Here is a 23784-nt window from a genome sequence, read left to right on the forward strand (position 1 = left end):
ATGCGGGGCTAGGGTCGCACCATGAGCCTCGGTGCCGCATCCCGCACGCCCGTCGTCCTGCCCGCCGACGGTGGCGGCCTCTTCGACCTCGTCGGCGGCCTGCCGGTGCACCCGCTCGTGGTGCACGTCGCGGTCGTGGTGCTACCCGCGGCCGCCCTTGCCCTCATCGTCGTCATGGCCCTGCCGCGCGTGCACAGGCTCGTGCGCTGGGGAGTCGTGGCCGCGCTGGCCGTGGGCGCCCTTGCGGCGTGGGTGGCCGCGGAATCGGGTGAGGCTCTTGCCGATCGCGTGGGCGAGCCCGAGGTGCACGAGGAGCTCGGGGAGAACCTGCCCGCCATCGCCGGCATCACCGTCGTACTGGCCGTCATCTGGGCGGTCATCGCCGAGCTGTCGGCCCGGGCCTCGCGCCTCGCCACGACCACAGCGACGCCGCCCGCGCGCATCTGGCTCCCGTTGCGCATCGCCGCCTCGGTCGTGACCGCGGGCATGGCCGCGTACACGATCTACTACACGGTGCTCGTCGGCCACTCGGGCGCCGTCGCGACCTGGTTCGGCCGCGTCGGCGGATGACCGCGCGCCGTCGACGAACGGGGGCGGTCATCGCGGCGGTCGCCACCGCACTCGCCGCCGTCGCCATCGGGGTCGCGCTGCTGCTCGCACCGGCCCTGTGGCCGAGCCCGGCGCGCGGCCTGAACGCGGGGCTCGCATCCCTCACGCCGGAGGCCCCCGTGGTCGCCGTCGACGGGGCCGATCTCATCGACCGACGCTCGGGCGAGCGGCTGCAGCTGGTCGGGGCGAACTGGCCGGGCTTCGAGTACGCGTGCATCCAGGGCTGGGGCCTCAACGAGGGCGGTGCGACCGACGAGGCCGTCGCCGCGATGGTCGACTGGGGGTTCACGGCCGTGCGCGTGCCCCTCAACCAGCAGTGCTGGTTCGACGACCGGCCCGCGGTCGCCTTCGGCTCGGGCGAGCAGTACCGCAACGCGGTTCGTGCGTGGGTCGAGCGCCTCACCGATGCAGGGCTCATCGTGATTCTCGACCTGCACTGGAGCGCCCCCGCACCCGCGCTCGCCGACGGGCTGCGGCCGATGCCCGACGCCGACAGCCCCCGTTTCTGGGCCGCCGTCGCCACCGAGTACCGCAAGCATCAGGGAGTGCTGTTCGACCTGTTCAACGAGCCGCACAGCCGCTACGACCCCGATCGTGAGCAATGGGCGTTCACCCTCGACTGGCAGTGCTGGGCGGTGGGGGGATGCTCACCGCCGCTCGAGAACGACCTCGCCGTCCCGCTCTCGGGGGATACCTATGCGGCCGTCGGCATGGCCGACCTCGTCGCCGCCGTGCGCGCGACGGGGGCCAATCAGCCCCTGCTGCTGAGCGGCATCGACTACGCCAACGATCTGCGCGGCTGGCTCGACGCCGCACCGGATGACGATCAGCTCATCGCGAGTCTGCACGCGTATCCCGGCAACCGCTGTGCCGATGAGGCCTGCTGGGCCGCCGACGTGGCGCCGCTCGCCGAGCGCGTGCCGGTGGTCATGGCCGAATTCGGGCAGAGCGACGGCGGCGACCAGTACGTGCGGCGGGCTTTCACGTGGGCCGACGAGCACCTCTCGGGCGCGCTGGCGTGGGCGTGGTGGAGCATCCCCGCCGCAGAGTCGGAGCCCAACGCCGCCTTCTCGCTCGTCGACGACGCGCTGCAGGCCCGGGCGCCGTCAGGCACCGCCCTGCGCGAGCTGCTCGCAGCGCGCGAGCGCTGACGGGCGGCGACGACGGCGTCAGGCCCGGGCGAGCGCCGCGTCGGTCGCGAACAAGTAGTTGCGCGTTCCGAGCGTGACCGCCTCGGTGCGCACCCAGGTCTCGCGCACCCACGTGTACATGCCGTACTCGGGCCAGCGGCGGGCGATCTCGGCGACGACACCGGCCGCGTCGTTGCCGTAGCGCGCGAGGTGGCGGTCTTCGATCTCGAGCAGCAGGCTCGGCAGGTCACGCGTGATCGTGCGGGCGGCACCCTCGAGCACTTGCGGTTCGAAGCCCTCGACGTCGGCCTTGATGAACGTCAGCTTCTCGATCTGCTGCTCGTCGACCCAGTCGTCGATCGCCGTCGTCGGCGTGGGCCAGTGGCGCACGCGCTCGCCGGCACGGCCCGGGGCTGCGCCGTCGGTGAGGTGAGCGCGCCCGTAGATGGGCAGTCCGAGCACGATCGGCAGCCGCATCGTGAGCTCTCCCTGCTCGCGTCCGGCCGCGCTCGCCTTCACCGTGATCTGCGGTGCCGAGAGCAGGCGCTTCCAGCGGCGCAGAGTGCTCTGCTGTCGCGGATGCGGCTCGAACGAGTCGACGCGACCGGTCGGGCCCACGAGCCGCGCGAGCGGGATCGTGTACATGCCGTGCGCGGCGCCGATGTCGATGACGGCGTCGCCGCTGCCGATGATGGCGCGCAGGCCGCGCAGTTCGGGCTCAGCCCAGTTGATCCGGCTCGCGAGCATCATCGCCGCGTAGCCGAGGCGCAGCCGCGCCGTCGTGCCGTCCGTCATCCCGGTCATCAGATCGTCGAACCGCTAGTAGCGGTAGTGATCGACCTTGAAGGGACCGGCGGGATCCACGCCGATGTACTGCGCCTGGCGCGGCGTCAGCTCGGTGAGCTTCACGCCGAGCGCGTCGAGGTGCAGTCGCGCGACCTTCTCGTCGAGGAACTTGGGAAGAACGTAGACGCCGATCGGGTACTCATCGAGCTTCGTGTGCAGTTCGAGCTGTGCGAGCACCTGGTTCGTGAACGAGGCGCTCATGACGAAGCTCGGGTGCCCGGTGGCGTTGCCGAGGTTCATGAGCCGGCCCTCGCTGAGCACGAGGATGCTGCGGCCGGTCGGCAGGCGCCACTCGTGCACCTGCGGCTTGATCTCGATGCGCTCGGCGCCGGGCAGCGACTCGAGGCCGGCCATGTCGATCTCGTTGTCGAAGTGGCCGACATTGGCGACGATCGCGAGGTGCTTGAGAGCCTGCAGCTGGTCGACCGTCACGACGTTCTCGTTGCCAGTGGCCGTGACGAGGATGTCGATGTCGCCGATGACGTCGTCGAGGCGGGCCACCTGGTAGCCGTCCATGGCCGCCTGCAGCGCGTTGATCGGGTCGATCTCGCTCACGATGACGCGCGCGCCCTGACCGCGCAGAGCATCCGCCGAGCCCTTGCCCACGTCGCCGTAGCCGCACACGAAGACGGTCTTGCCGCCCATGAGCACGTCGGTCGCGCGGTTGAGGCCGTCGGGCAGCGAGTGCCGGATGCCGTACTTGTTGTCGAACTTGCTCTTGGTGACCGAGTCGTTGACGTTGATCGCCGGGAAGAGCAGCTTTCCGTCGCGGTGCAGCTCGTAGAGGCGGTGCACGCCCGTCGTCGTCTCCTCCGTCACGCCCAGGATGCCCTGGCCCATGCGGGTCCAGCGCTGCGGGTCGCTCTGCAGCGAGTCGCGCAGCACATCGAGCACGACGCGCCACTCGTGGCTGTCGCCCTCGGCCGCGTCGGGAACCGCGCCCGCGGCCTCGAACTCGGTGCCCTTGTGCACGAGCATCGTGGCGTCGCCGCCATCGTCGAGGATGAGCGTCGGGCCCTGCGGTGCGCCGTTCTCGTCAGCACCGAAGTCGAAGATCTGCTGGGTGGCCCACCAGTACTCCTCCAGCGTCTCGCCCTTCCAGGCGAAGACGGGGGTGCCCTCGGGGCGCTCGGGCGTGCCGGTCGTGCCCACGACGACTGCGGCGGCGGCCTCGTCTTGCGTCGAGAAGATGTTGCAGCTGGCCCAGCGCACCTCGGCGCCGAGGGCGCGCAGGGTCTCGATGAGCACCGCCGTCTGCACCGTCATGTGCAGCGAGCCCGCGATGCGAGCGCCCTTGAGCGGCTGGTGCGGGCCGAACTCCTCGCGCAGGCTCATGAGGCCCGGCATTTCGTGCTCGGCGAGGCGGATCTGGTGACGACCGGCTTCGGCGAGGCCGAGGTCGGCGACGCGGTACGCGACCCCGTTGCGGGTGTCGACGGAGAGGGCGGCGGGCCGCGCGGGGATGTCGATGCTCATGCTCACATTCTGACAGCAACCGGGCTGGAGTTACGCCGAGGAGTCGGACGCTCTCAGCGATTCGAGAGCGGCGAGAATGAGGTCGAGACCGACGAGGAACTCCGCCTGGGGGTCGTAGCCCGCCGCCAGGAGCCCCTCGGCCGACTCCCGCAGATACGGGAACTGCTCGGCGGGCAGCTGCGGCAGGTAGACGCTCTCGGTCATGTCGGCAAGCCCGTCGGCGGTGTCGAACGGGAGGCTCGCCTCCTGGAGCGCGAATCCGTACACGTAGCTGTTGAGCAACCAGTTGGCGTGCGTCGCCGTCACGATCGAGAAACCAGCCCGTCTCAGACACGCAGTGAACGCTTCGCGGTGGCGCAGATTGGCCGGCCCAGGCGTCGTCCGCGACTCCATGAGCCCGATCGCCCAGGGGTGCCGGGCGAGCACCGTGCGGGCCGAGACCGCTTGCCGCCGCATCGCTGACTGCCAGTCGATCGTCTCGGCGGGCAGCTCGATCTCGTCGAACACGACGTCGATCATGGCGTCGAGCAACTCGTCCTTGCTCGCCACGTAGTGGTACAGCGACATCGCACCGGCGCCGAGCTCGCTGGCCAGGCGACGCATGCTGAGCCCCTCGACCCCCTCGCGGTCGGCGAGCCGGATCGCTTCGGCGACGACCCTCGTCGTGCTGAGCCCCGCGTCGGACCCGACGGGGCGTTCTCCGCTCGCTGGCACCCCGATCCTTCCGCTCGTCTGGTTGATGGGCTTGACAACCGTACAGCGTACGGGCCATAGTACGGCGTACGACGTACGGTGTACGAAACTCACCGTGCCCCGACCGGAATCACTCGCGCCAGAAGGAAGAACGATGACAGCCCGAACGACCACCTCGACACCCCTCGACGCCGCTCCGATGTCGGTGCGGGGGAAGCTCGCCTCCGCGTGGGGGAGCCTGATCTTCCTCATCCTCTACATCGACTACTTCCACCTGTACCAGCCGGGTGAGATCGACTCCATCCGCAACGGCGTCATCTTCGAGTTCGCCATCAGCGGCGCCCTGATGAGCGTCTTCTTCGTGATCATCGCGCTGCCGGGCCTCATGGTGCTGCTCTCGGCGGCACTGCCCGCGCGAGCGAACCGCATGACGAACCTGGTCTTCACGTCGCTCTACATCCCGCTGATCGTCTTCAACGCGGCGGGAGCGACGCCGGACTACGCCTTCTACTACGTGCTCACCATCGGCGTCGAGCTGGCGATCATGGTCTACATCCTGCGCACCGCCGCCCGGTGGCCCCGCGTTGCCGCCGTCGCGGTCGAGAAGTAGGGCGGGGATGATGACGAAGCGCGTCGTGGGCGTGACGGCGATCGCGCTCGCGCTGTCGATGGTGGCGCAGAACATCATGTTCGCGGTGACGGGCGCTCCCGGCTATGGGGATCCGATCGACACAGTCATCGCATGGCACGAGCAGAACCGGGCTGTCGTCGCGATCGCGGTCGCGCAGGAGGCCGTGCACGTGCCGCTGCTGCTCGGAGTCCTGGCAGGCCTTCACGGGATCATCGGGCGACGCGGGGGCGCTGGGGCAGACTGGTCGCGCCTCGCGATGCTCGCGGGCGCCACCGTCGCGGCGATCCTCGCCCTCTACAGCGTCACGTGGATCGGAGCGGTGCTCGCCACCGCCGAGAGCGCCGACGCCCGGGCACTGTTCTCGATGCTCTGGCAACTGCATGCCGCGGCATTCGCCCTGTCGCTGCCGGCTCTCGGCGTCACCATGATCGCGGTCGCACTCGCGACCCACCGCAGCAGGCTGAGCCCGCCCTGGCAGCGATTGCTCGCCCTCACGGGCGGTGTCCTGCTCCTCGCCGTCGGCGCGTTCAGCCTCGACATCGCAGCCGGCTCGCCGATGCTCTTCGTCGGACTCCCGGGCCTCGCCGTCTGGATCATCTGGCTCCTCGTCACCGGCGTCCGGATGCTGCGGGCGGGCGGTGCCGACGGCTCGGTCCGCGCATCCACCGGGACCGGAGGACGGTAATGGGACCGACCTCGACGCCAGCCGCGACGGCGACCGGACCGCGACCGTCGACGCCCCGGGCGTCGGCGCGGAGGCGCAGCGGGTGGCCCGCGGTCACCGGCCTCCTGCTGCTCAGCGCACTCCCCATCCTGGGAGGCGCTCTTCGGCTGGAAGAACTGGGCACCGACCCCACGAGCGCGCCCTCGTCGCCCGCTCTCACGGTCGCGATCGTGGCGCACATCGTGGGAATGAGCGTGTACTGCGTCCTCGGCGCGTTCCAGTTCTCCCCCGCGCTGCGGGGACGCCGCGCGTGGCACCGCCGCGCCGGTCGACTGCTGATCCCCGCCGGGATGATCGGGGCGCTCGCGAGCATCAGCCTGGCGGTCTTCTTCTCCGGGCCCCCCGAGGGGTTCGCTCTGGCGTTGGTGCGAATCGCCTTCGCCGTACCCATGCTGGTGTTCCTGGTGCTGGCTACGATCGCCATCGTGCGACGCAGGTTCGTCGCTCACGGAGCGTGGATGAAGCGCGCCTTCGCGATCGCCGTCACCGGCGGAACCCAGGCGCTCGTGCTCATCGTGTGGTCGATGCTCGGCGGCGAGACCTCCGTCGTGAGTGAGACCTGGCTCGTCGGCGTGGGCTTCCTGATCAACAGCATCGTCGCGGAGGTGATCATCGGGCGCCGGGTCGGGTCTCGAGTTCGGGGCACGTCGGTGCCCGGCGGTCAGCCCACCTCGCCGAGCGCGCTGTAGCGCACGATCTGCCACCCGTTCGGCGCCGAGAGCCGCTCGGAGTGCCGCTCGCAGAGGTCATAGCTGTGCGGCTCGGGCCGAGCGCTCAACGGCCCGAGCACGGCCATCGAATCGGCGTAGACGTAGGTGAGCGTGCGGGCCGCGGGCTCGCTGCACGCCACCTTGCTGCACGGTCGACCGATCATGGTTCTCACAGCATACGGCGGGCCCGCACCACCACGACGATAGGCTGGGCGCGTGGCACGAGCACCCCGCACCCCGAGTGCGCGGGCCCGCGCCCGCCACGGCCGCACCGGACGCTCGCCCGTCACCGGGCCGCACCTCCCGCTCGCCCACACGCGGCGCGACCTCTTCGAGACCGCCGTGCAGTCGACGGCCGATTACCTCGTCGACCTGTGGCCCGATGACCTCGCAACGCTGCGCATCGATGTCACGCCGATGCCCGATCAGCCGCTCGGCGTGCGCGGCGTCGCCCGCTGGCGGGTCGTGCCCGAGCAGAGCCTCGTGGTGCTCTTCCGCATCCCCATCGAGCGCATGAGCCGGCTGCACCGCGACGACGACTGGCACCGGCGCCTCATGGTCGAGAGCTGCGTGTTCCGCGCCGTGGGCGAACTCATCGGCAAGGACCCATGGGATCTGGCGCCGGAGCGCTTCCGCCACTGGTGAACGGCGTGCCCCGTCAGCGCGGGAAGATCGTGAGCGCGCTGCCCGCCGCGGGCGGCGGGAGGACGCGCGAGCCCGCGAGCAGGCCCGGGCCGCGATAGCTCAGGCTCGCGTGCACGGGGGCCGTCGAGCTCAGGCGCAGCCCCGTGTTCGCCGGCGAGGGCACGACGACCCCGCCGCCCGCGGGCACCGACACGACGCGGCCGTCGACCGTCACCTCGGCCGCGCCCTCCGGTGCCACGAGATGCAGCACGGCGGCGCCCGCGTCGTCGAGCGGGGCGACCGCGGTGAGCACCTCGACTCCCGCCTCGAGCACGGGGCTCGGTGTGAACCACTCGACGTCGATCGCGTCGGCGGTCGCGGTGCTCGTGCGCGCCGCTACGACGATGGGCTCGTCGGACTGCACGATGACGCCGTACTCGCCGTCGGCCAGCAGCGTGATGGGCAGGTCGAGCACGGTGCCGGCCTCGAGCACGGCCTCGGTCGCCAGACCGACCCCGCCATCCTGGGCGACGAGGGTCACCGTCACCGCGGCGTCCGCCTCACCGGGTGCGAGCATCCGCAGAGCGGTGAGGCCGTCGACGCCGCCGTCGACCGTCGACCGCTCGAGCACCAGCTGGCCGCCGATCACCGGCAGGCCGGCGATGACATGACGTTCGGCCGGCTCGGCGAGCGGCGTCACGATGCTGAGGCCGCTCGGCGTCAGCCCGCGCACGATCGAGGTCTGCAGCGTCGCCGCGACCGACCCGCCCGTGCTCGCCACCTGCACGACGGGCGAGGGCTCGTCGACCGCGAGACCGGCGAGGGGCACGACGCGTTGCGCGCCCGCGGGCACCGTGATGCCGGAAGTTCCGGGCGCCTCGAGGGGGCCCGTCGCACCCCACAGGCGCAGGTCGACGGTCGCATCGACGTCGTCGGCGTTGGTCAGCACGACCCACGAGGTGCGACCGACCGTGGTGGCCCCGCCCACGAGCCAGGCGCTGCGCGTGGGCGCGAGGCACTCGGCCGCCGCGAGCCCCGCGACCTCGGGCGTGGCGGCGAGCACCGACTGGCTGGCGGCGAGACCCTCACCGGGCGCCTCGCGCGGCAGCGTCACGACGACCGCGCCACCGTCGATCGCATCGCTCGTCGAGATGCGCGACTCGACGAGCCCCTCGCCGACGCTCCGCCGACGGTCGGCGGCGACGGACGTCAGTTGCGGATCGGCGCCGCGAGTCAGCCCGAGGGCGGCCCCCGCGCACACGAGCGACTGGTCGGGCCGGTCGGGCTGCACGGCGACCGACGGGATGACGGGCGCCGACGTCGGTGCTGGCACGAGCAGCACGCCGGCACCGAGCGTCACGGCGGCTCCTGCCGCGACGAGGGCGAGGGATGCCCGGCCGCCGGCCGCGAGCAGCCGCGACCCGCGCCCGCTCGTCGCCGGACGTCGCGGAGCGGCGTCGACCGGGGCGGACGGAACGGCACCGGGTGTGGGCGCGTCGGGTGTCGGCGCGTCGGGTGTGGGTGCGTCGGGTGTCGGTGCGTCGGGGTGCACAGCGTCACTCATCGTCATCACCCGCCTCGAAGGTCGACGCGGGCGTGTCATCGGCGCGCAGATCGGCGCGGGCACGACGCGGCCGCAGGCTCGTGGGCACCGCGAGCAGCAGGGTGAGGGCGAGAATTCCGAGCTGCACGGCCAGCACGATCGCGCTCGAGGCCGGCCGCTCAGGCTCCGCCGTGCGCGAGGTGTCGTCGGGCACGACCCTCCACAGCTGGCCAGCATCCGCCGCGCCGACGGGAGCCAGCACGGCGTTGCCGTCGAGCGCCGCGGTGATGCCGTCGACGGTCGAGCCCGCGACGCCCGGGTCGGCCTGCTCGAGCAGCACGAAGCGCGCGTCGAGGGCGTCGAGCTCGGGCGCGACATCGCGACCGCTCGGCGCCGCGAGGTTGCCGGCCAGCAGTGCGAGCGCCTCGGCCGCGGGCGCAGGCCCGTCCCCGGCGAGCACCGCAGTGGCCTCGACCGTGCGCTGCGCGATGAGCGTTGCGCCCGCTCCGCGCTCGAGACGCACTGCGAGGCCGCCCTCGACGGGCGTGAGCACGATCGTGCCGAGCGCCGGATCACGCTGCGCTTCGGCCGCGACGAGCGCCGGCAGCGTACTGGGCTCGCTCGGTGTGACGGCCGTGCCGCCCGTCGCGGCGACGACCACGAGCGGGGCGATGGCCAGCGCGGACGCGATGACGGCGACACCGGCGAACCCGCCACCGACCGCGCGGGCCGCACGGTGACGCGGCGCGGCCTGCAGGCCGTCGAGGGCGATGCCCGCCGCGAGCGCGAGCCCCATGCCGAGCAGGCTCAGCGCCGGAGCCGTGTCGAGCAGCACGGGTCGACCCTCAGCGACCGACACCGAGATGCCTGCGACGGCCCACGCCGTCACGAGGCCGAGCGCCGCGAGCACGAGCGGCACGATGCCGCGGCGCCCCTCGGGAAGGGCCGTGCCGAGCAGCGCGAGCACCACGAGCGGCGCGGCGAGCACCGCGAGGGCGACGAGCAGCGCCGTCGCCCCGACACCCGGCAGCAGAGCGGTCAGCGGCGCGAGCACGAGCTCGGGCGCCGGCCAGCCGAGCAGCAGGGTCGGAGCCGAGACCGCTCCGGGCGGGGCGGGGAGCCCCGGGTCGGCGAGGAGCCCCCCCGGCGTGCCGCGGCGCAGCTGGTCGACGACGAGCGGCGCGAGCAGGGCCGCGGTGGGCACGACGAGCGTCAGCAGCCGGCCGGCGCGACGAGGGTTGGCGAGCATCCACACCACCCACGCGATGAGCAGAGCCGGTAGCAGGCTCGGGGCGCTCGCGACGACGACCGCTCCCGTCAGGCCGACCACGGCGGCGGCGCTCCACGACCGGGGGGCGCGCGCCGCGCTCACGATGAGCCAGGGCAGCGCGAGGTGAGCGATGACGGCCGCCGGGCGACCGAGAGCGAGCGCGCTGAGCAGCGCGGGCGAGAAGGCCCACACCAGGGCGACGACGAACGCCGGCACCGGGCGGCGCACGACCGCGGCCGCGGCCCACCAGCCGCCGAGTGCCGCAAGCGGCAGCGCAGCCACCCACAGCACGACGAGCGAGAGCGAGGGCTGCCACGGGGTCAGCACACCGAGCAGCGCGAGCACGAAGGCGAAGGGATCAGCGGCACCCGCACTCGAGCCTTCGAGACCGGCGAGCAGGCTCGCCACGTCGGGGGCGAGCGGCGCGAGCGCCCCGCCGAGCAGTGCCGGCGCACCGAGCAGCGGAGCCGACGCGATCACCCCGACGAGCGCGGCCACGGCGACGGCCGCAGCCCCGCCGGGAAGGAAGTCGGGGCGCGGCGGCCGATCGTCCTCCTGCGCGCTCACCTCAGCGTCGCGGGCGATGGCGCGGCGGCGCCGCACCTCGTCGGGCGGGAGGCGCAGCGGGTCGATCGCGCCCCAGCCGAGCGTGCGCCCGCGGGCGAGGCGACGGCGCGCGCTCGGCACGGCACCGCCCGAGAAGGCCACAGCGAGCGCGGCCGCGAACTCGGCCCCGACGAGCGTGGGCCGTTTGCGCAGCAGGTGACCGAGCGCGCGCGCGACCGCCAGCGGCACGAGGCTCAGCCAGTGCAGCGGCACCGCCGCGGCGGGCGCGTACACGAGTCGCCGGTGCAACTGAGCCGTGCGGCGCCACCGGGCGTGCGTGCGCGCCGAAACGGGGCGCGGCGCCGCACCGGGCCGAGCGGCCAGCGCCGACCCCTCGTGCACGAACACGCGCGCCTGGGGCACGCCGATCACGCGGTGCCCCGCGAGGCGGATGCGCACGCACAGGTCGAGCGCGGCATCGACCGAGGGCAGGGCCGGGTCGAAGCCCTCGACCGCGTTGTAGACGGTGCGGCGCACGAGCAAGCCCGCCTCGCCCATCGCCAGCACGTCGCTCATGCGGTCGTGCTGCGCCTGGTCGAGCTCGCGCTCGGCGAAGCCGATCGAGGCGCCCCAGCGCGTGAGAGTCTCGCCGTAGCCCGCAATCACGGTCGGGTGCTCGGCCTCGAGCTGCTTGGGGCCTGCAGCCGCCACGGAGGGCGCGATCTCGACGGCCGCGAGCAGCCGCTCGAGCGCGCGCGGGTCGGGCACGGTGTCGTGCCGCAGCAGCCAGACCCACTCATCGACCCCGCCGTAGGGCGACGAGGTGGGCTGCGGCACGGGCACGGCGGCGAGGCCGCGGTGCACCAGTTCGCCGAATCCGAGCCCCGACGATGCGGTGACGAACTGGGTGGGGTTCGCGGCGGCGAGCTGGCTCGTCACGGCGTCGGCGCCCGCGGCGTCGACGACCACGAGCAGGTCGGGGCGGCGGCTCTGCTGGGCCAGGGCATCCAGGGTCTGCTGCAACGCCTCGCCCCCCCGGCGGGCGGCGACGATCGCGATGACTCGGGGCTGCACCCTCTCGACCCTCAACGGCGGCGACGCTACGCGGCGGCGGACGCGGTCGCGGCGGTCACGCGCGGCGGCGAAGCTTGCGGCGCTCGCGCTCGCTCAGCCCGCCCCAGATGCCGAACCGCTCGTCGTTCTGCAGCGCGTACTCGAGGCACTCGGCCTTCACCTCGCACGTCGTGCAAATCTTCTTCGCGTCGCGGGTCGAGCCGCCCTTCTCCGGGAAGAACGCCTCCGGGTCCGTCTGCGCGCAGAGGGCATCGGCCTGCCAGGCGAGCGCGGTGTCGTCGTCGTCGACCGAGCGCGGGCGACGAACGCCCGGAACGCCGAGGCGGACGGGGTCGACGAACCAGTCTCCAGGAACGGTGTTCCGGTACTCGCTCATGCTCAGACTCCCTCCCCCACGCGACCCCCGGTGCGCGGGATGCCCTAATTACACTCGTGTCATTCGCTCGCGTCAAGTCGCGGATAGTAAAAGGTTCGACTCGCTATTCAGAGTTGCGACGCGCCGCAGAGAACGATAGAAGGGCGAGCGAAGCTCAGACGGATGCCCGGCGCGCGTCCCACGCCGACCGCACCATCTGCTCGAGCGTGTGGCGCATTTCCCAGTCGAGATCGCGCGCCGCGAGCTCGCCGCTCGCCACGATGCGGGGCGGGTCGCCGGGCCGGCGCTCGGCCAGCTCGGGCTCGAAATCGATGCCGGTGACGTGCGCGACCGCATCCATGATCTGCCGCACCGACACCCCGTCGCCCGAGCCGAGGTTGTAGGCGGGCTCGATGGACTGCCCTGCCTCGAGGCGGCGCGCCGCCTCGACGTGCGCGAGGGCGAGATCACTCACGTGGATGTAGTCGCGCACGCACGTGCCGTCGGGCGTCGGGTAGTCGGTGCCGTTGATGCGGGGCACGCGACCCTCGACGAGCGCGTCGAAGACGAGCGGGAAGAGGTTGTGCGGACTCGTATCGCGCAAGGCCGGATCGCCCGAGCCGACGACGTTGAAGTAGCGCAGGCTCGTGTGCCGCAGGCCGACCGCGACCTCCTGGTCGCGCAGCAGCCACTCGCCGATGAGCTTCGACTCGCCGTAGGGGCTCGTCGGGCTCTTGGGCGTGTCCTCGGTGACGAGATCGACATCCACGGCGCCGAACACGGCGGCCGAGGAGGAGAACACGCAGCGCTGCACCCCCGCGCGCTCCATCGCGCCGAGCAGCACCGCCATGCCCGTCACGTTCTGCTCGTAGGTGTGCAGCGGGCGCTGCACGCTCACGCCCGCGTACTTGAAGCCCGCCACGTGGATGACACCCGCGACCGCGTGATCGGCGAGCGCCGCCTCGACCGCGCGGGCGTCGAGCACGGATGCGCGCACGAAGGGCACCCCCTCGGGCACGAAGGCGGCGTGCCCGCTCGAGAGGTCGTCGAGCACGACGGGGGGCATCCCGGCCGCCGAGAGAGCGCGCACGACGTGCGCGCCGATGTACCCGGCACCGCCGGTCACCAGCCAGGTCGAGGAGGACATGCGTCCCACGCTATCGCTCGGTAGAGTCGAAGCTCCGCGCTGCGACGACCTCACCCCGCGTCGCCCCGACCGTTGGAGCACCCGCCCGTGTCAGAGCTGACCGTCTCGTCGACCGCGCGGCGCCGCGACGACGGGCGGGTCATCATCACCACGCGACTGACGGGCACTGACGACGCACTGCCCGAGGTCGAGATGGCGCTGCCGCCGCGCGCCCGGCTCGACGACCTCACCCCCGTCGACCTCGGCAACGTCTCGCTCGCCATCGGCATGCTCACCGCAATGCGCCGGGGCGCCGCGCTGCGACTCGAGCAGCCCGCCTCGCCCACCCTGCTCGCGAGCATGCCGCAGTACCAGGCCGTGTTCACGACCTGGTACCCCGAGCTGCTGCAGCGAATCGAGGTGCACGCCGAGGCTGGCATCGACACGCGCCCGCGCGGGGCCGGCGAGGCCACCTTCTTCACCGCGGGAGTCGACTCGTTCGACACCCTGCTGCAGAACCGGGCCACCATCACCGCGCTGATCTATGTCAGTGGCTTCGACATCCCGCTCACGCGCCCGGACGCGCTCGACCGCACGCGACAGCACCTCGTGGCGGTCGCCGAGGCCGCGCAGGTGGAGCTGCTCGAGGTCGAGTCGAGCATCCGCACGCTCTTCGCCGGCGTCGGGGACTGGGGGCGCATGACCCACGGAGCGGCGCTCGCCTCGGTCGCGCTCGCCCTGGCGGCGCTCGGCATCGGCACGGTGCGCATCCCCTCGGGCAAGAGCTACGCCCAGATCGACCCGTGGGGCAGCCAGCCGCTCATCGATCCGCTCTGGTCGACCGAGGTCATGCGGGTCGTCCACGACGGGGCCGATGCCCCGCGCACGGGCAAGATCGCGCGCATCGCGCACGAGCCGCTCGTGCACGAGCACCTCCGCGTGTGCTGGGTGCAGTTCGACGCCGACAACTGCGGTCAGTGCATCAAGTGCTCGCGCACGCGACTGCTGTTCGAGGCGGTCGACGCGGGGCACCTGCTGCGCACCTTCCCCGGGACGATCTCGCTCGCGAGCATGCTCGACGACGGCTTCCGCGGCGCGAACGACGTCTTCAACGCCCGCCTCGTCGCGGCGGCCCTGCAGCGCAACCCTCGCACCGAGCGCTACGGCGCGCTTCTCGCCGACCGTGTGCGGTACGTGAGCCGCCGGTACCCGCTCCACGAGGGCGAGACGCTGCCGCCGCGCGACCTCGCCCACCGCCTGACCCTGCGGCTCACGCAGCGCCGGGCCCGTCGCCTCGAGCGGCGATCGCCCCTGCCGAGCCCCCCGCTCCCCCGCGTATGACCCTCGACGCGCGGGTCGAGCTGCACCGAGACGGCGATGATCGCCTCGTGCTGACGACCCGCGTCGAGGGCGAAGGCGCCACCATCGCCCCCCTCGCGCTGACGCTGCCCGAGAGCACGAGCGAGCGGGACCTCAGCGACGTGCACCGTGGCACGATCGCGCTCGCGACCGGCCTCCTGCCCGCGATGGCGGCCGGGCGGGCGCTACGCGTCGAACTGCCGGTGTCGGCCCGCCTGCTCGACGGGCTCGAGCAGTTCCAGCGCATCCAGGCTGCCTGGTTCCCCGACGCCGTCGCCGCGGTGCCGCTCATCGCCGAGGGCCAGCCCCTGCCCGCGCACCCTGCGCCGCGCACGGCGGCCTTCTTCACGGGCGGCGTCGACTCGTTCTTCACCATGCTGCGGCATCGCGAGTCGATCGATGCGGGCATCTACGTCGACGGGTTCGACGTGCCCCTCGAGCAGGGCGCCATGCTCGCGCGCGTCCACGGCGAGCTCGACCAGATCGCCCGACGGCTGGATCGGCCCATGCTCACCCTGCGGTCGACGGCGCGCGCTGCCGGCACGACCGAGGTCGACTGGGGCTACCTCGGGCATGGCCACGCGCTCGCCGCGACGGGCCTCGTGCTCGGGGCGCTCGGCTGGTCGACCGTGCTGATCCCGTCGACGGCCTCCTACAACACGCTCAACCCGTGGGGCTCGCACCCGCTGCTCGACCCGCTCTGGTCGACCGAAGCGACCGAAGTCGTGCACGACGGCGCCGGCAGCGAGCGCAGCGGCAAGGTCGCGGCGATCGGTCGGGATGAGATCGTGCGCGACCATCTTCGGGTGTGCTGGGAGCGCTTCGACGCCCTGAACTGCTCGCGCTGCGAGAAATGCCTGCGCACCATGAGCCTGCTGCTCGCGACCGGCGATCTGCCGCACGTGCGCACCTTCCGCCGCCCGCGATCGCTCGTGCCCCTCGCCCGCCGGCCGCTGCACGCCGAGGAGCACCGCACCTACGCGATCATGGCCGCGCGCGCGCTGCAGCGCACGGGTCGGCACCGCCGGCTCGCCCGCGCCTTCGAGGCCGCCGCCGAGACCTATCGCGTCGAACGGGCAGGCGGGCGGCCGTCGCTCGTGCAGCTGCTCGAGCGACTGCCGCCTCCGCGTCTGCCGCAGGAACTCGACCGATCCGCGGTGCCGGCGGTGCGGCCGTCGACGATCGTGAGCGGGGGCGCGGCGGGTGCGAAGGTGACGGTGACGATCGGGATGACGGCGCTCGGCATCCCCGAATCAGTCTCCGCCGCGCTGCCCGGGGCGATCGACCCGACCGACACGACGCTGCCGGGCGACCTCGCCCTGCTGCTCGGGCTCCTGCCAGCGATGCTGCTGGGCGCCCCCCTGCAGGTCGAGCAACCCGTGTCGGCGCGCCTGCTCGCACATGTCGCGACCGCGCAGGACGTGCTCGCGAGCTGGTACCCCACGTGGGTCGACCGCGTGGCCGTGCACGCCGATGCGGGCCCGCCCTCCCCCGCGGGCCGCGGCGCCGTGCTGCTGGTCGACGAGTCGAACGCCGCCATCGCGTCGGCGCTCGCGCGGCGCGGGAAGGTCGCGGCGCTCAGCCCCCTCGCGACCGCGGATGCCGCGATCGCCTCTGCCGCGGGCCACCACCTCGAGTCCCCCGCGGCGGTCGCCGAGGCGCTCGGGGCCGCGATCGGCGCCCCCGTGGTGCGACTCGATCCCCTCGCCGTCGCCCTGCTCGGCGGTGTGCTCGACCGCGACCGGCTGCTGCGCGGCATCGAAGTCGGCGTGCAGGCCCGGTTGCTCGGCGCACTCGGCTACGGTGAGCTGCTCGTCGCCGCCCCCCATCACGCCCGCGCGCTGCGCCCCGCGGGCTCGCACCCGATCGTCGATCCGCTGTGGAGCACCGAGCGGCTGACGGTGCGGCACGTCGATCTCGACCGACCCGAGCTCGAGCGCGACACGATCGCCGCACGCATGGTCGAAGGAGTCAGGCGGGGTTCGCCGTCGCGATGAGCAGGGTGCCGGAACCCTCGACGAGCAGCTGCTCGACCTCGTCGATGTACACCGATTCACCCTGCCGCAGACGCTCCTCGCCCTCGAGCAGGCACTCGCCCTCGATCACGATCGCGATCGCGTGCCCGGAGAGCGGAACCCGCTCTGCCGCCGCGTCGGCCACGACCACCTGCACCGCGAAGTCGGGAACATCGGGCCGGTAGACCGCTCGACGCCCCTCGATCGAGGGCACCATGCGCGGGGCGGGCAGCGGAGTGAAGTCGACGACGCTCAGCAGCTCGTCGATGTCGACGTGCTTGCTCGTCAGGCCGCCGCGCAGCACGTTGTCGCTCGTCGCCATGACCTCGATGCCGAGGCCGTCGAGGTAGGCGTGCAGGTTGCCGGCGGGCAGGTACAGCGCCTCGCCGCGCGCGAGCCGCACGGTGTGCATGAGCGTCGAGATCGCGACCCCCGGATCGCCCGGGTAGGCGTTCGCGAGCACGCGCACGGTGCGGGCGGTCGGCGCCTCGGCGAGCACACTCCACTGCTGGAGCGCCGCGATGACCGCGTCGACCTCGGGGCCACGACCCAGAAGCCACGGCACCGCGACGCGCAGCGCCGACTCGTCGCCGAGGCGATCGATGAGCGGGGCGAGGCGCGCATCGCCGATGGCCGCGAGCTCGGAGCGTGCTTCGGCGACGGGGCGGAATCCGCACAGGGCGAGGAACGGCTCGCTGAGCGCGACGATCATCTCGGGCTTCGCATTGTCGTCGCGGTAGTTGCGGTACGGCGCGTCGACGGGGATACCGGCCGCATTCTCCCGCGCGAAGCCGGCACGCGCCTGCTCGGGCGTGGGGTGCGCCTGCAGCGACAGGGGCGCGGCCGCGGCGAGGATCTTGACGAGGAAGGGCAGCGAGGCGGCGGGACGGTGCTCGGCGAGCCAGGCCGCGAGTGTCGTGGTCGGGGTCTCGACGAGGCGGGCGGGCGACCCGGGGTGCGTGCCGAGCCACACCTCGGCCTCGGGCTGGCCAGACGCGGGAGTGCCTCGGAACCCGGCGATCGCGTCGAGCGAGCCCCAGGGATACGGACGGGGATCGTTGGTGATGCGCAGCAGCACGGGAACCTCTCGACGGGGCGGCTCGGGCAGGCACAGGCTACTCCTGCCGTGCAGACCATGTTCGCAGACGGAACACCCCCCACTTGGGGCCATCGACCGCGATGGGGGCTCCGAAGTACCATGAGCACGCACAGTCGACGGGGGGTTCGCTCGTGCAGTATTCGCGTTTCATGGGGCTCACGGCCGGGCTCACGACCATCGTCGTGCTCGGCTCGCTCATCGCGCCCGGCCCCGCGACCGCCCAGTCGACCGCGCTGCCCTCCACCGACGGCGAGACGAGCGCCTACCTCGTCGAGGTCACCGAGAACGCCGCTGGGCGCGCGGCGGAGCAGGCCGTGATCGCCGAGGGAGCGCTCGTCGAGCAGTACGAGCAGGTCATCGAGGGCTTCACCGCCGAGCTGACCGAGGAGCAGGCGGCCGCACTCGACGCATTGCCCGGCGTCGTCGATGTCGTCGAGCACGTCGCCATCCGCCCCGGAACAACACAGCCGTCGGCGCCGTGGGGGCTCTCGCGCCTCGACAGCGACAGCGCCACGAGCGACGGTCAATACACCTACCCCGACTCGGCCGGCTCGGGCGTGCGCATCTACGTCGTCGACACGGGCGTCTCGCCGAACTCGACGCAGTTCGGCTCGCGCCTCGTGTCGGGCCGCAACTTCGCCACCGACCGCGGAGCCGTGCCCAACTCGAGCACCGCCGACTGCGGCAGCGGGCACGGCACCCACGTGGCCGGCACGGCCGCGAGCGCGAGCTACGGCGTGGCCAAGGCCGCGACGATCGTGCCGGTGCGCGTCTTCACCTGCTCCGGCACCGGGTCGACGATCGAACTGCTCGCCGCGCTCGACTGGATCATGACGCAGCCCGCCGGGGTCGTGAACCTCAGCCTCGTCACGAGCAGCGTCTTCGCCCCGCTCGACGACCGCATCCAGACCGTTGTGGACGACGGGCACCTCGTGGTCGTCGCCGCCGGCAACGACGCCAAAGACGCCTGCACGGTGTCGCCCGCGGGCGCGCCGAACGCCATCACGGTGGGGGCGACGACGTCTCAGGATGCCCGCTCCAGCTTCTCGAACTTCGGAACGTGCGTCGATCTCTTCGCCCCGGGCTCGAGCATCACGTCGGTCGACTGGAACTCCAGCTCGCCGATGACGATGAGCGGAACATCCATGGCCTCACCGCACGTGGCCGGTATCGGCGCGCTCGTGATGAGCCAGAACCCGGGGCTCACGCCCGCGCAGGTTACGAGCATGATCGTGGCGGGCGCGCAGACGGGCGTCGTCACGAGTGCGGGCACCGGATCGCCGAACCGCCTGGCCCGCGTCAGCTTCCTGCCGCTGCGGCCCGGATCGCTGACCGGCATCTCGTCGAGCATCGACGAGCAGGCGCGCGTGAGCGTGGCCTGGCAGGCTCCTGCCGCGCAGACCGGCCTCGTCGTCACCGACTACGCCATCGAGTACAAGCCGGCCTCGTCGTCGACCTGGTCGCGCGTGAATGACGGCACGAGCACGACGACGTCGTACACGTTCTCGTCGCTCGCGGAGGCCACGACCTACGACGTGCGGGTCGCCGCCGTGAGCGGCACCGGCCTCGGCGCCTGGTCGACCGTGCAGGCGACGGCTCCGCGACTCTCGCCCACGGCCGTCAGCACGCTGACCGTCGTCGACACGACCTGGAACTCGCTCTCGCTCAGCTGGTCGGCACCCGAGACGGCGGGTGCGAGCGGCGTCGTCGACTACGAACTGGGCTTCTCGAGCGATGGCGGTTCGACCTGGAGAACCGTCGCCGACGGCACCAGTTCAGCCACGACAGGACTCGTCACCGGTCTCGCGTCGAACCGGGAGTACCGGCTTCGAGTGCGGGCCGTGAACGACGACTACTCGGGCGCCTGGACGACCGTGATCGGCCGCACGCGAACGATGTCGCCCGCGGCCGTCACGTCGCTCACCGTGACCGAGACGACAGCGACGAGCATGTCCCTGAGCTGGACGGCGCCCCCGTGGGAGGGCTCGACGCCCGTGACGGACTACCGCATCCAGTACTCCGGCGACAACGGCAAGACCTGGTACACCTTCAGCGATGGCAAGAGCCCGGCGACGACCGCGATCGTGAGCGGACGCGTGCCCAACCGCAGCTACCTGCTGCGCGTCGCCGCCGTGAACAGCGCGTACACCGGCGCGACCGCCACGGTGAGCACGCGAACCCGAACGGCATCCCCGGCAGCCGTCACGGGACTCACGGTGACGGGGGTGACGACCTCGAGCATGTCCATCTCGTGGACCGCACCGAGCTGGTCGGGATCCAGCGCCATCCGCGACTACCGCATCCAGTACTCCGGGGACAACGGCAAGACCTGGAAGACGTTCACCGACGGCATCAGCACCGGCACGTCGGCCACCGTCAGCGGGCGCCTGTCGAACCGCACCTATCTGTTGCGCGTCGCCGCCGTGAACAGCGCCTACACCGGCGCCTACACGAAGGTCACCGCGAAGACGCTCTCGGCGGCACCCGGTGCCGTGACGGGGCTCACGGTCACCGGCACCACGTCGACGACCATGTCCCTGAGCTGGACGGCACCCGCGTGGCAGGGTTCGACACCCGTGAAGGACTACCGCGTCCAGTACTCCGGCGACAACGGCAAGACCTGGTACACCTTCAGCGACGGCATCAGCACGGACACGATAGCGACCGTGAGCGGCCGCATTCCCGACCGCGCATACCTGCTGCGTGTCGCTGCCGTGAACAACGGGTACACGGGAACCTCGGTCACCGTGGCCACCCGCACGCTGCCCGCCGTCTGAGGCGGTGCGACCTCGACAGCCGCGACCCGATGCGGTTCGTGGCCTCTCGACAAAGAATGCGCGCCTGACCCCCCACTGAGCCGCGCAGGAACGCTGAAAACCCGCGGCACCCCATCGCGGTGTCCTAGCGTGGCGATCATGACCTTCCCGACGCTCATCAGCGATTTCTACGGCTTCGAGGCCCTGCTCGCCGACCACGAGAAGCAGGCGCTCGAGCGCCTGCGCACCTTCCTGGAGTCGGAGGTGAAGCCGGTCGTCAACGACTACTGGGATCGCGCCGAGTTCCCCCGGCAGATTCTGCCCGGGCTTCACCAGCAGCAGGTGTTCGGCAACCTGTGGGCCGAGACGAAAGCGGGAGACTACAGCGCCGTCTACGGCGGATGGACGGCACTCGAGCTCGCCCGCGTCGACGCGAGCGTGGCGACGTACGTCGGCGTGCAGAACGGGCTGGCGATGGGGTCCATCGGCGTCGCCGGTTCGGCCGAGCAGCGCGCCGAGTGGCTGCCGAAGCTCGCGAGCGGCGAGGTGATCGGTGCGTTCGGCCTCACCGAACCGCTCTCGGGCAGCGACTCGGCGCAGGGTCTGCGCACGACCGCGACCCGCGACGGCGACGACTGGGTGCTGAACGGCAGCAAGCGCTGGATCGGGAACGCGACCTGGAGCGACATCACGATCATCTGGGCCAAGAGCACGGAGGACGGGCAGGTCAAGGGATTCATCGTGCCCACGAGCACGCCCGGCTACACGGCCACGAAGATCGAGCGCAAGCAGGCACTGCGCATCGTGCAGAACGCTGACATCACGCTCGAGAACGTGCGCGTGCCCGAGTCCCACCGCCTGCAGAACGCCAATTCGTTCCGCGACACGGCCGCGGTGCTGCGCCTGACACGCGCCGAAGTGGCCTGGGCTGCTGTCGGCACGGCCATCGGGGCCTACGAAGCAGCGGTCGCGTACGCGACGAGCCGCGAGCAGTTCGGCAAGCCCATCGCGAACCACCAGCTCGTGCAGGACCTGCTCAGCCGCAGCCTCGGCAACATCACCGCGAGCATCGCCCTGTGCACGCGCGTCTCACAGATGCTCGACGACGGCGTTCAGCGCGACGAGCACGCCTCCCTCGCGAAGGCCTTCGCCACGACCGCGATGCGCGAGACCGTCGGGCTCTGTCGCGAGCTGCTCGGCGGCAACGGCATCGTGCTCGACTACGACGTCGCGCGCTTCCACGCCGACGCCGAGGCCCTCTACAGCTACGAGGGCACGCGCGAGATGAACAGCCTCATCGTCGGCCGCGCCATCACGGGGGTCGGCGCCTTCGTGTGACGTCCCCGCGGCGGGCTGATCGACTTCTCGACGGGTCCGGGTTAGCGTAGAGCGAGCGCGTCGGGGGGCGCGCATCGACAGGGGGCGTGCTCGATGGGCACACGAACGGGATTCTGGCGGGTGCCAGCGACGGCGCTCGCCCTCGCGCTGGTCACGGCGCTGAGCATTGTGCCGAGTGCGCACGCGCAACCCGCAGAGCCGCCGATCGACGTGGCCCCCACACCCGTGCTCGAGGTGGTCGAGCTCAGTGCGGCCCTCGACGCGGAGCGCGTGGTCACCCTCGCCTGGCTCGCTCCGGCGACCGATGCCGTGGTGCTCGACTACGTGGTGTCGTGGAGCGCCGACGGCGGAGCGACGTGGCTCGAGCATCCGGACCCCGTCACCCCCACGACGGGCGCGACGGCGACGATGCCCGCAGACGCCAGCTGGATCTGGCGCGTGCAGGTCGTCGCCGACGGCGCCGCGAGCGTGGGCGTGCAGGTGCTCGTGACGACCCCGCCCGAGCCGACGTCCGTTCCCGCGGCGGTGCCGAGCGGAGCACCGAGCGAGGCGCGCTCGCTCGACGCTCGCTTCATCGGCGCCCGCACGATGACGCTCACCTGGCAGAGTCCCAGCTCGGCGGGCTCGAGCGCGATCCTCGACTACCGCATCGCGATCAGTCGCGACGAGGGAACGACGTGGGTCACGCAGCGCGATCCGATCGGGCCGGTCACCCGGTACACCTTCGGCGTTCAGAGCGGCACCCCGATGCTCGTCAGGGTCGTCGCCGTGAATGCCGCCGGCGAGTCTGCGCCGCAGCAGATCGCCGTCACGTCGCCCGCACTCAGCGCCGAGGCGCTCGAGTCCGAGAGCGCACTGCGCGCCGCGCTCGTCGCGCGCATGGCGAGCCTCCCCGGTCGGTACTCGGTGAGCGTGCGCGAGATCGGCGGCCTCGATCGCGAAGTGCACATCGACGCCATGCGGCAGCAGGAGCCGGCGAGCGTCATGAAGCTCTTCGCCGCCTACGCCGTTCTCGATCGCATCGAGCGGAAAGCCCTCAGCCTCTCGACCGCGACCCGGTCGGGTGTCTCGATCGGATCGTGCCTGCGCGTCATGATCCACATCTCGGACAACCTCTGCCACTGGGATCTCGTGGCGAAGATCGGCAACCAGCGCATCAACGACACGCTCGCCTACGACGGCTTCATCCACTCGGTCTATCAGGGGCGCTCGATGACGGGCCGCTACTTCGACACCAAGCGCACGACCACCTCGAACGTCTCGCTCATGCTGCACCGGCTCGAGACCGACTCGCTTCTGGCCGACCCGCAGGCCGACCATCTGCGCGACCTGCTGCTCACGCAGCTCTGGCGACACCGCGTTCCCTCGGGCGTTCCCGTCGGGGTCGCCGTGGCCAACAAGACCGGGCAGCTGTGGGTCACCTCCGGCATGATCGAAGCCGACGCCGCGATCGTCTACGGCCCCGAGACCCGCTACGCGATCTCGATCATCGGCAGCCAGAACGCCTCGGGATACGGCGTGCGCATCCTCGGCCAGATCGTCTATGAACACCTGAACGGCAACGTCGTCGATCGAGCGACCTACTCCTCAGCGAATCTCGTCACGACCCAGACAGCGGTGCTCTATCGATACGCCGGGCGCATTCCCCTGCGCGGGGTGCCCGAGGGCACGCGGCTGATCGCCCGGTACAGCGCCCGACTGTGGTACCAGGTGACGTACAACGGCAACACCTACTACGTGCACAGCGGTCGCGTGCGCAACGTCTACGACTACCCGCGCCCCGCTGAACCGCAGTAGCACGCGCTGCCGCTCGGACCGATACGGTGGCAGGGTCGAGCGAGAGGACGAGCGAGGAGCACA

Annotated in this window: 20 protein-coding genes; 11 read left to right on the plus strand and 9 right to left on the minus strand. The window is 72.0% G+C overall.

All coding sequences use genetic code 11. From position 1 onward, the window contains the following. Positions 1-21 precede the first annotated feature (21 nt). Entirely contained in the window at positions 22-570 is a 549-nt protein-coding gene (locus tag NNL39_RS02405) for a DUF2231 domain-containing protein (RefSeq protein ID WP_255160111.1), read from the plus strand. Beyond that, positions 567-1760: a cellulase family glycosylhydrolase gene (locus NNL39_RS02410; RefSeq protein ID WP_255160112.1), complete on the plus strand. Its 1194-nt coding sequence runs from the start codon at positions 567-569 to the stop codon at positions 1758-1760. Before NNL39_RS02405 ends, NNL39_RS02410 begins: the two co-directional genes overlap by 4 nt. 18 nt (positions 1761-1778) lie before the next feature. On the opposite strand, the gene NNL39_RS02415 is transcribed toward NNL39_RS02410, so the two are convergent. From NNL39_RS02415 to NNL39_RS02425, 3 genes are read right to left on the minus strand one after another with little or no spacing between them, the layout of a single operon-like run. Beyond that, entirely contained in the window at positions 1779-2534 is a 756-nt protein-coding gene (locus NNL39_RS02415; RefSeq protein WP_255160113.1) for an FkbM family methyltransferase, read from the minus strand. 24 nt (positions 2535-2558) lie between these two features. Beyond that, a complete protein-coding gene (gene ahcY / locus NNL39_RS02420) occupies positions 2559-4061 on the minus strand; it encodes an adenosylhomocysteinase (RefSeq protein WP_255160114.1) in 1503 nt (500 codons plus the stop codon). 30 nt (positions 4062-4091) lie between these two features. Continuing rightward, the gene (locus NNL39_RS02425) at positions 4092-4775 is read right to left on the minus strand and encodes a TetR/AcrR family transcriptional regulator (protein ID WP_255160115.1); all 684 of its coding nucleotides are present in this window, start codon (positions 4773-4775) and stop codon (positions 4092-4094) included. Between the two features lie 133 nt (positions 4776-4908). Here NNL39_RS02425 and NNL39_RS02430 point away from each other — a divergent pair, with 133 nt between their 5' ends. Genes NNL39_RS02430 through NNL39_RS02440 form a run of 3 tightly spaced genes read left to right on the plus strand, consistent with a single transcriptional unit; the run spans position 4909 to position 6798 of the window. Next, positions 4909-5364 carry a DUF6326 family protein gene (locus tag NNL39_RS02430; protein ID WP_255160116.1) on the plus strand — a complete coding sequence of 152 codons (456 nt, stop codon included), beginning with the start codon at positions 4909-4911 and terminating at the stop codon, positions 5362-5364. 7 nt (positions 5365-5371) lie between these two features. Continuing rightward, positions 5372-6070, plus strand: a complete 699-nt coding sequence (locus tag NNL39_RS02435; protein WP_255160117.1) for a hypothetical protein — start codon at positions 5372-5374, stop codon at positions 6068-6070. Next, positions 6070-6798 carry a DUF2306 domain-containing protein gene (locus NNL39_RS02440; protein ID WP_255160118.1) on the plus strand — a complete coding sequence of 243 codons (729 nt, stop codon included), beginning with the start codon at positions 6070-6072 and terminating at the stop codon, positions 6796-6798. The genes NNL39_RS02435 and NNL39_RS02440 overlap by 1 nt, the downstream gene beginning before the upstream one ends. On the opposite strand, the gene NNL39_RS02445 is transcribed toward NNL39_RS02440, so the two are convergent. Further along, positions 6771-6983, minus strand: coding sequence for a DUF3499 family protein (locus tag NNL39_RS02445; protein WP_255160119.1), 213 nt, complete (start codon positions 6981-6983; stop codon positions 6771-6773). The two genes, NNL39_RS02440 and NNL39_RS02445, sit on opposite strands and share 28 nt — an antisense overlap. A gap of 52 nt (positions 6984-7035) precedes the next feature. On the opposite strand from NNL39_RS02445, the gene NNL39_RS02450 reads away from it, so the two are divergent. Beyond that, complete coding sequence (locus NNL39_RS02450; protein ID WP_255160120.1) at positions 7036-7464, plus strand: hypothetical protein; 429 nt, start codon at positions 7036-7038, stop codon at positions 7462-7464. Between the two features lie 13 nt (positions 7465-7477). Here NNL39_RS02450 and NNL39_RS02455 read toward each other — a convergent pair whose 3' ends face one another. The 4 genes from NNL39_RS02455 to galE form a co-directional block, all read right to left on the minus strand. Beyond that, positions 7478-9013, minus strand: a complete 1536-nt coding sequence (locus NNL39_RS02455) for a DUF5719 family protein (protein ID WP_255160121.1) — start codon at positions 9011-9013, stop codon at positions 7478-7480. Beyond that, entirely contained in the window at positions 9000-11876 is a 2877-nt protein-coding gene (locus NNL39_RS02460; protein WP_255160122.1) for a glycosyltransferase, read from the minus strand. Before NNL39_RS02460 ends, NNL39_RS02455 begins: the two co-directional genes overlap by 14 nt. Positions 11877-11931: 55 nt before the next feature. Next, positions 11932-12252: a WhiB family transcriptional regulator gene (locus tag NNL39_RS02465; protein ID WP_255160123.1), complete on the minus strand. Its 321-nt coding sequence runs from the start codon at positions 12250-12252 to the stop codon at positions 11932-11934. A gap of 154 nt (positions 12253-12406) precedes the next feature. Beyond that, complete coding sequence (galE, locus tag NNL39_RS02470) at positions 12407-13378, minus strand: UDP-glucose 4-epimerase GalE (protein ID WP_255160124.1); 972 nt, start codon at positions 13376-13378, stop codon at positions 12407-12409. An 87-nt stretch (positions 13379-13465) separates the two neighbouring features. On the opposite strand from galE, the gene NNL39_RS02475 reads away from it, so the two are divergent. Together NNL39_RS02475 and NNL39_RS02480 are read left to right on the plus strand one after the other, a co-directional pair. Then, the gene (locus NNL39_RS02475) at positions 13466-14698 is read left to right on the plus strand and encodes a hypothetical protein (RefSeq protein ID WP_255160125.1); all 1233 of its coding nucleotides are present in this window, start codon (positions 13466-13468) and stop codon (positions 14696-14698) included. A gap of 47 nt (positions 14699-14745) precedes the next feature. Beyond that, a complete protein-coding gene (locus NNL39_RS02480) occupies positions 14746-16713 on the plus strand; it encodes a hypothetical protein (protein WP_255160126.1) in 1968 nt (655 codons plus the stop codon). Here the strand turns inward: NNL39_RS02480 and manA are convergent. Next, positions 16688-17809: a mannose-6-phosphate isomerase, class I gene (gene manA / locus NNL39_RS02485; protein WP_255160127.1), complete on the minus strand. Its 1122-nt coding sequence runs from the start codon at positions 17807-17809 to the stop codon at positions 16688-16690. The genes NNL39_RS02480 and manA overlap by 26 nt on opposite strands. A 152-nt stretch (positions 17810-17961) precedes the next feature. Here manA and NNL39_RS02490 point away from each other — a divergent pair, with 152 nt between their 5' ends. The 3 genes from NNL39_RS02490 (at position 17962) to NNL39_RS02500 (ending at position 23721) form a co-directional block, all read left to right on the plus strand. Next, entirely contained in the window at positions 17962-20607 is a 2646-nt protein-coding gene (locus tag NNL39_RS02490; protein WP_255160128.1) for a fibronectin type III domain-containing protein, read from the plus strand. A 138-nt stretch (positions 20608-20745) separates the two neighbouring features. Then, on the plus strand, positions 20746-21924 hold the full coding sequence (locus NNL39_RS02495; RefSeq protein ID WP_255160129.1) for an acyl-CoA dehydrogenase family protein: 1179 nt from the start codon (positions 20746-20748) through the stop codon (positions 21922-21924). 93 nt (positions 21925-22017) lie between these two features. Continuing rightward, positions 22018-23721, plus strand: coding sequence for a serine hydrolase (locus NNL39_RS02500; protein ID WP_255160130.1), 1704 nt, complete (start codon positions 22018-22020; stop codon positions 23719-23721). The last annotated feature ends 63 nt before the right edge of the window (positions 23722-23784 follow it).

Origin of the sequence: Microcella humidisoli, from assembly GCF_024362325.1 — a bacterium.
In the GTDB taxonomy this organism is placed as follows: Bacteria; Actinomycetota; Actinomycetes; order Actinomycetales; family Microbacteriaceae; genus Microcella; species Microcella humidisoli.

Bases quoted from the DNA above. Each gene is read 5' to 3' on its own strand.
- NNL39_RS02405 (WP_255160111.1), top strand. From the start codon at position 22: ATGAGCCTCGGTGCCGCATCCCGCACGCCCGTCGTCCTGCCCGCCGAC.
- NNL39_RS02410 (WP_255160112.1), top strand. From the start codon at position 567: ATGACCGCGCGCCGTCGACGAACGGGGGCGGTCATCGCGGCGGTCGCC.
- NNL39_RS02415 (WP_255160113.1), bottom strand. From the start codon at position 2,534: ATGACGGACGGCACGACGGCGCGGCTGCGCCTCGGCTACGCGGCGATG.
- ahcY (WP_255160114.1), bottom strand. From the start codon at position 4,061: ATGAGCATCGACATCCCCGCGCGGCCCGCCGCCCTCTCCGTCGACACC.
- NNL39_RS02430 (WP_255160116.1), top strand. From the start codon at position 4,909: ATGACAGCCCGAACGACCACCTCGACACCCCTCGACGCCGCTCCGATG.
- NNL39_RS02435 (WP_255160117.1), top strand. From the start codon at position 5,372: ATGATGACGAAGCGCGTCGTGGGCGTGACGGCGATCGCGCTCGCGCTG.
- NNL39_RS02440 (WP_255160118.1), top strand. From the start codon at position 6,070: ATGGGACCGACCTCGACGCCAGCCGCGACGGCGACCGGACCGCGACCG.
- NNL39_RS02445 (WP_255160119.1), bottom strand. From the start codon at position 6,983: ATGATCGGTCGACCGTGCAGCAAGGTGGCGTGCAGCGAGCCCGCGGCC.
- NNL39_RS02455 (WP_255160121.1), bottom strand. From the start codon at position 9,013: ATGACGATGAGTGACGCTGTGCACCCCGACGCACCGACACCCGACGCA.
- NNL39_RS02465 (WP_255160123.1), bottom strand. From the start codon at position 12,252: ATGAGCGAGTACCGGAACACCGTTCCTGGAGACTGGTTCGTCGACCCC.
- galE (WP_255160124.1), bottom strand. From the start codon at position 13,378: ATGTCCTCCTCGACCTGGCTGGTGACCGGCGGTGCCGGGTACATCGGC.
- NNL39_RS02495 (WP_255160129.1), top strand. From the start codon at position 20,746: ATGACCTTCCCGACGCTCATCAGCGATTTCTACGGCTTCGAGGCCCTG.
- NNL39_RS02500 (WP_255160130.1), top strand. From the start codon at position 22,018: ATGGGCACACGAACGGGATTCTGGCGGGTGCCAGCGACGGCGCTCGCC.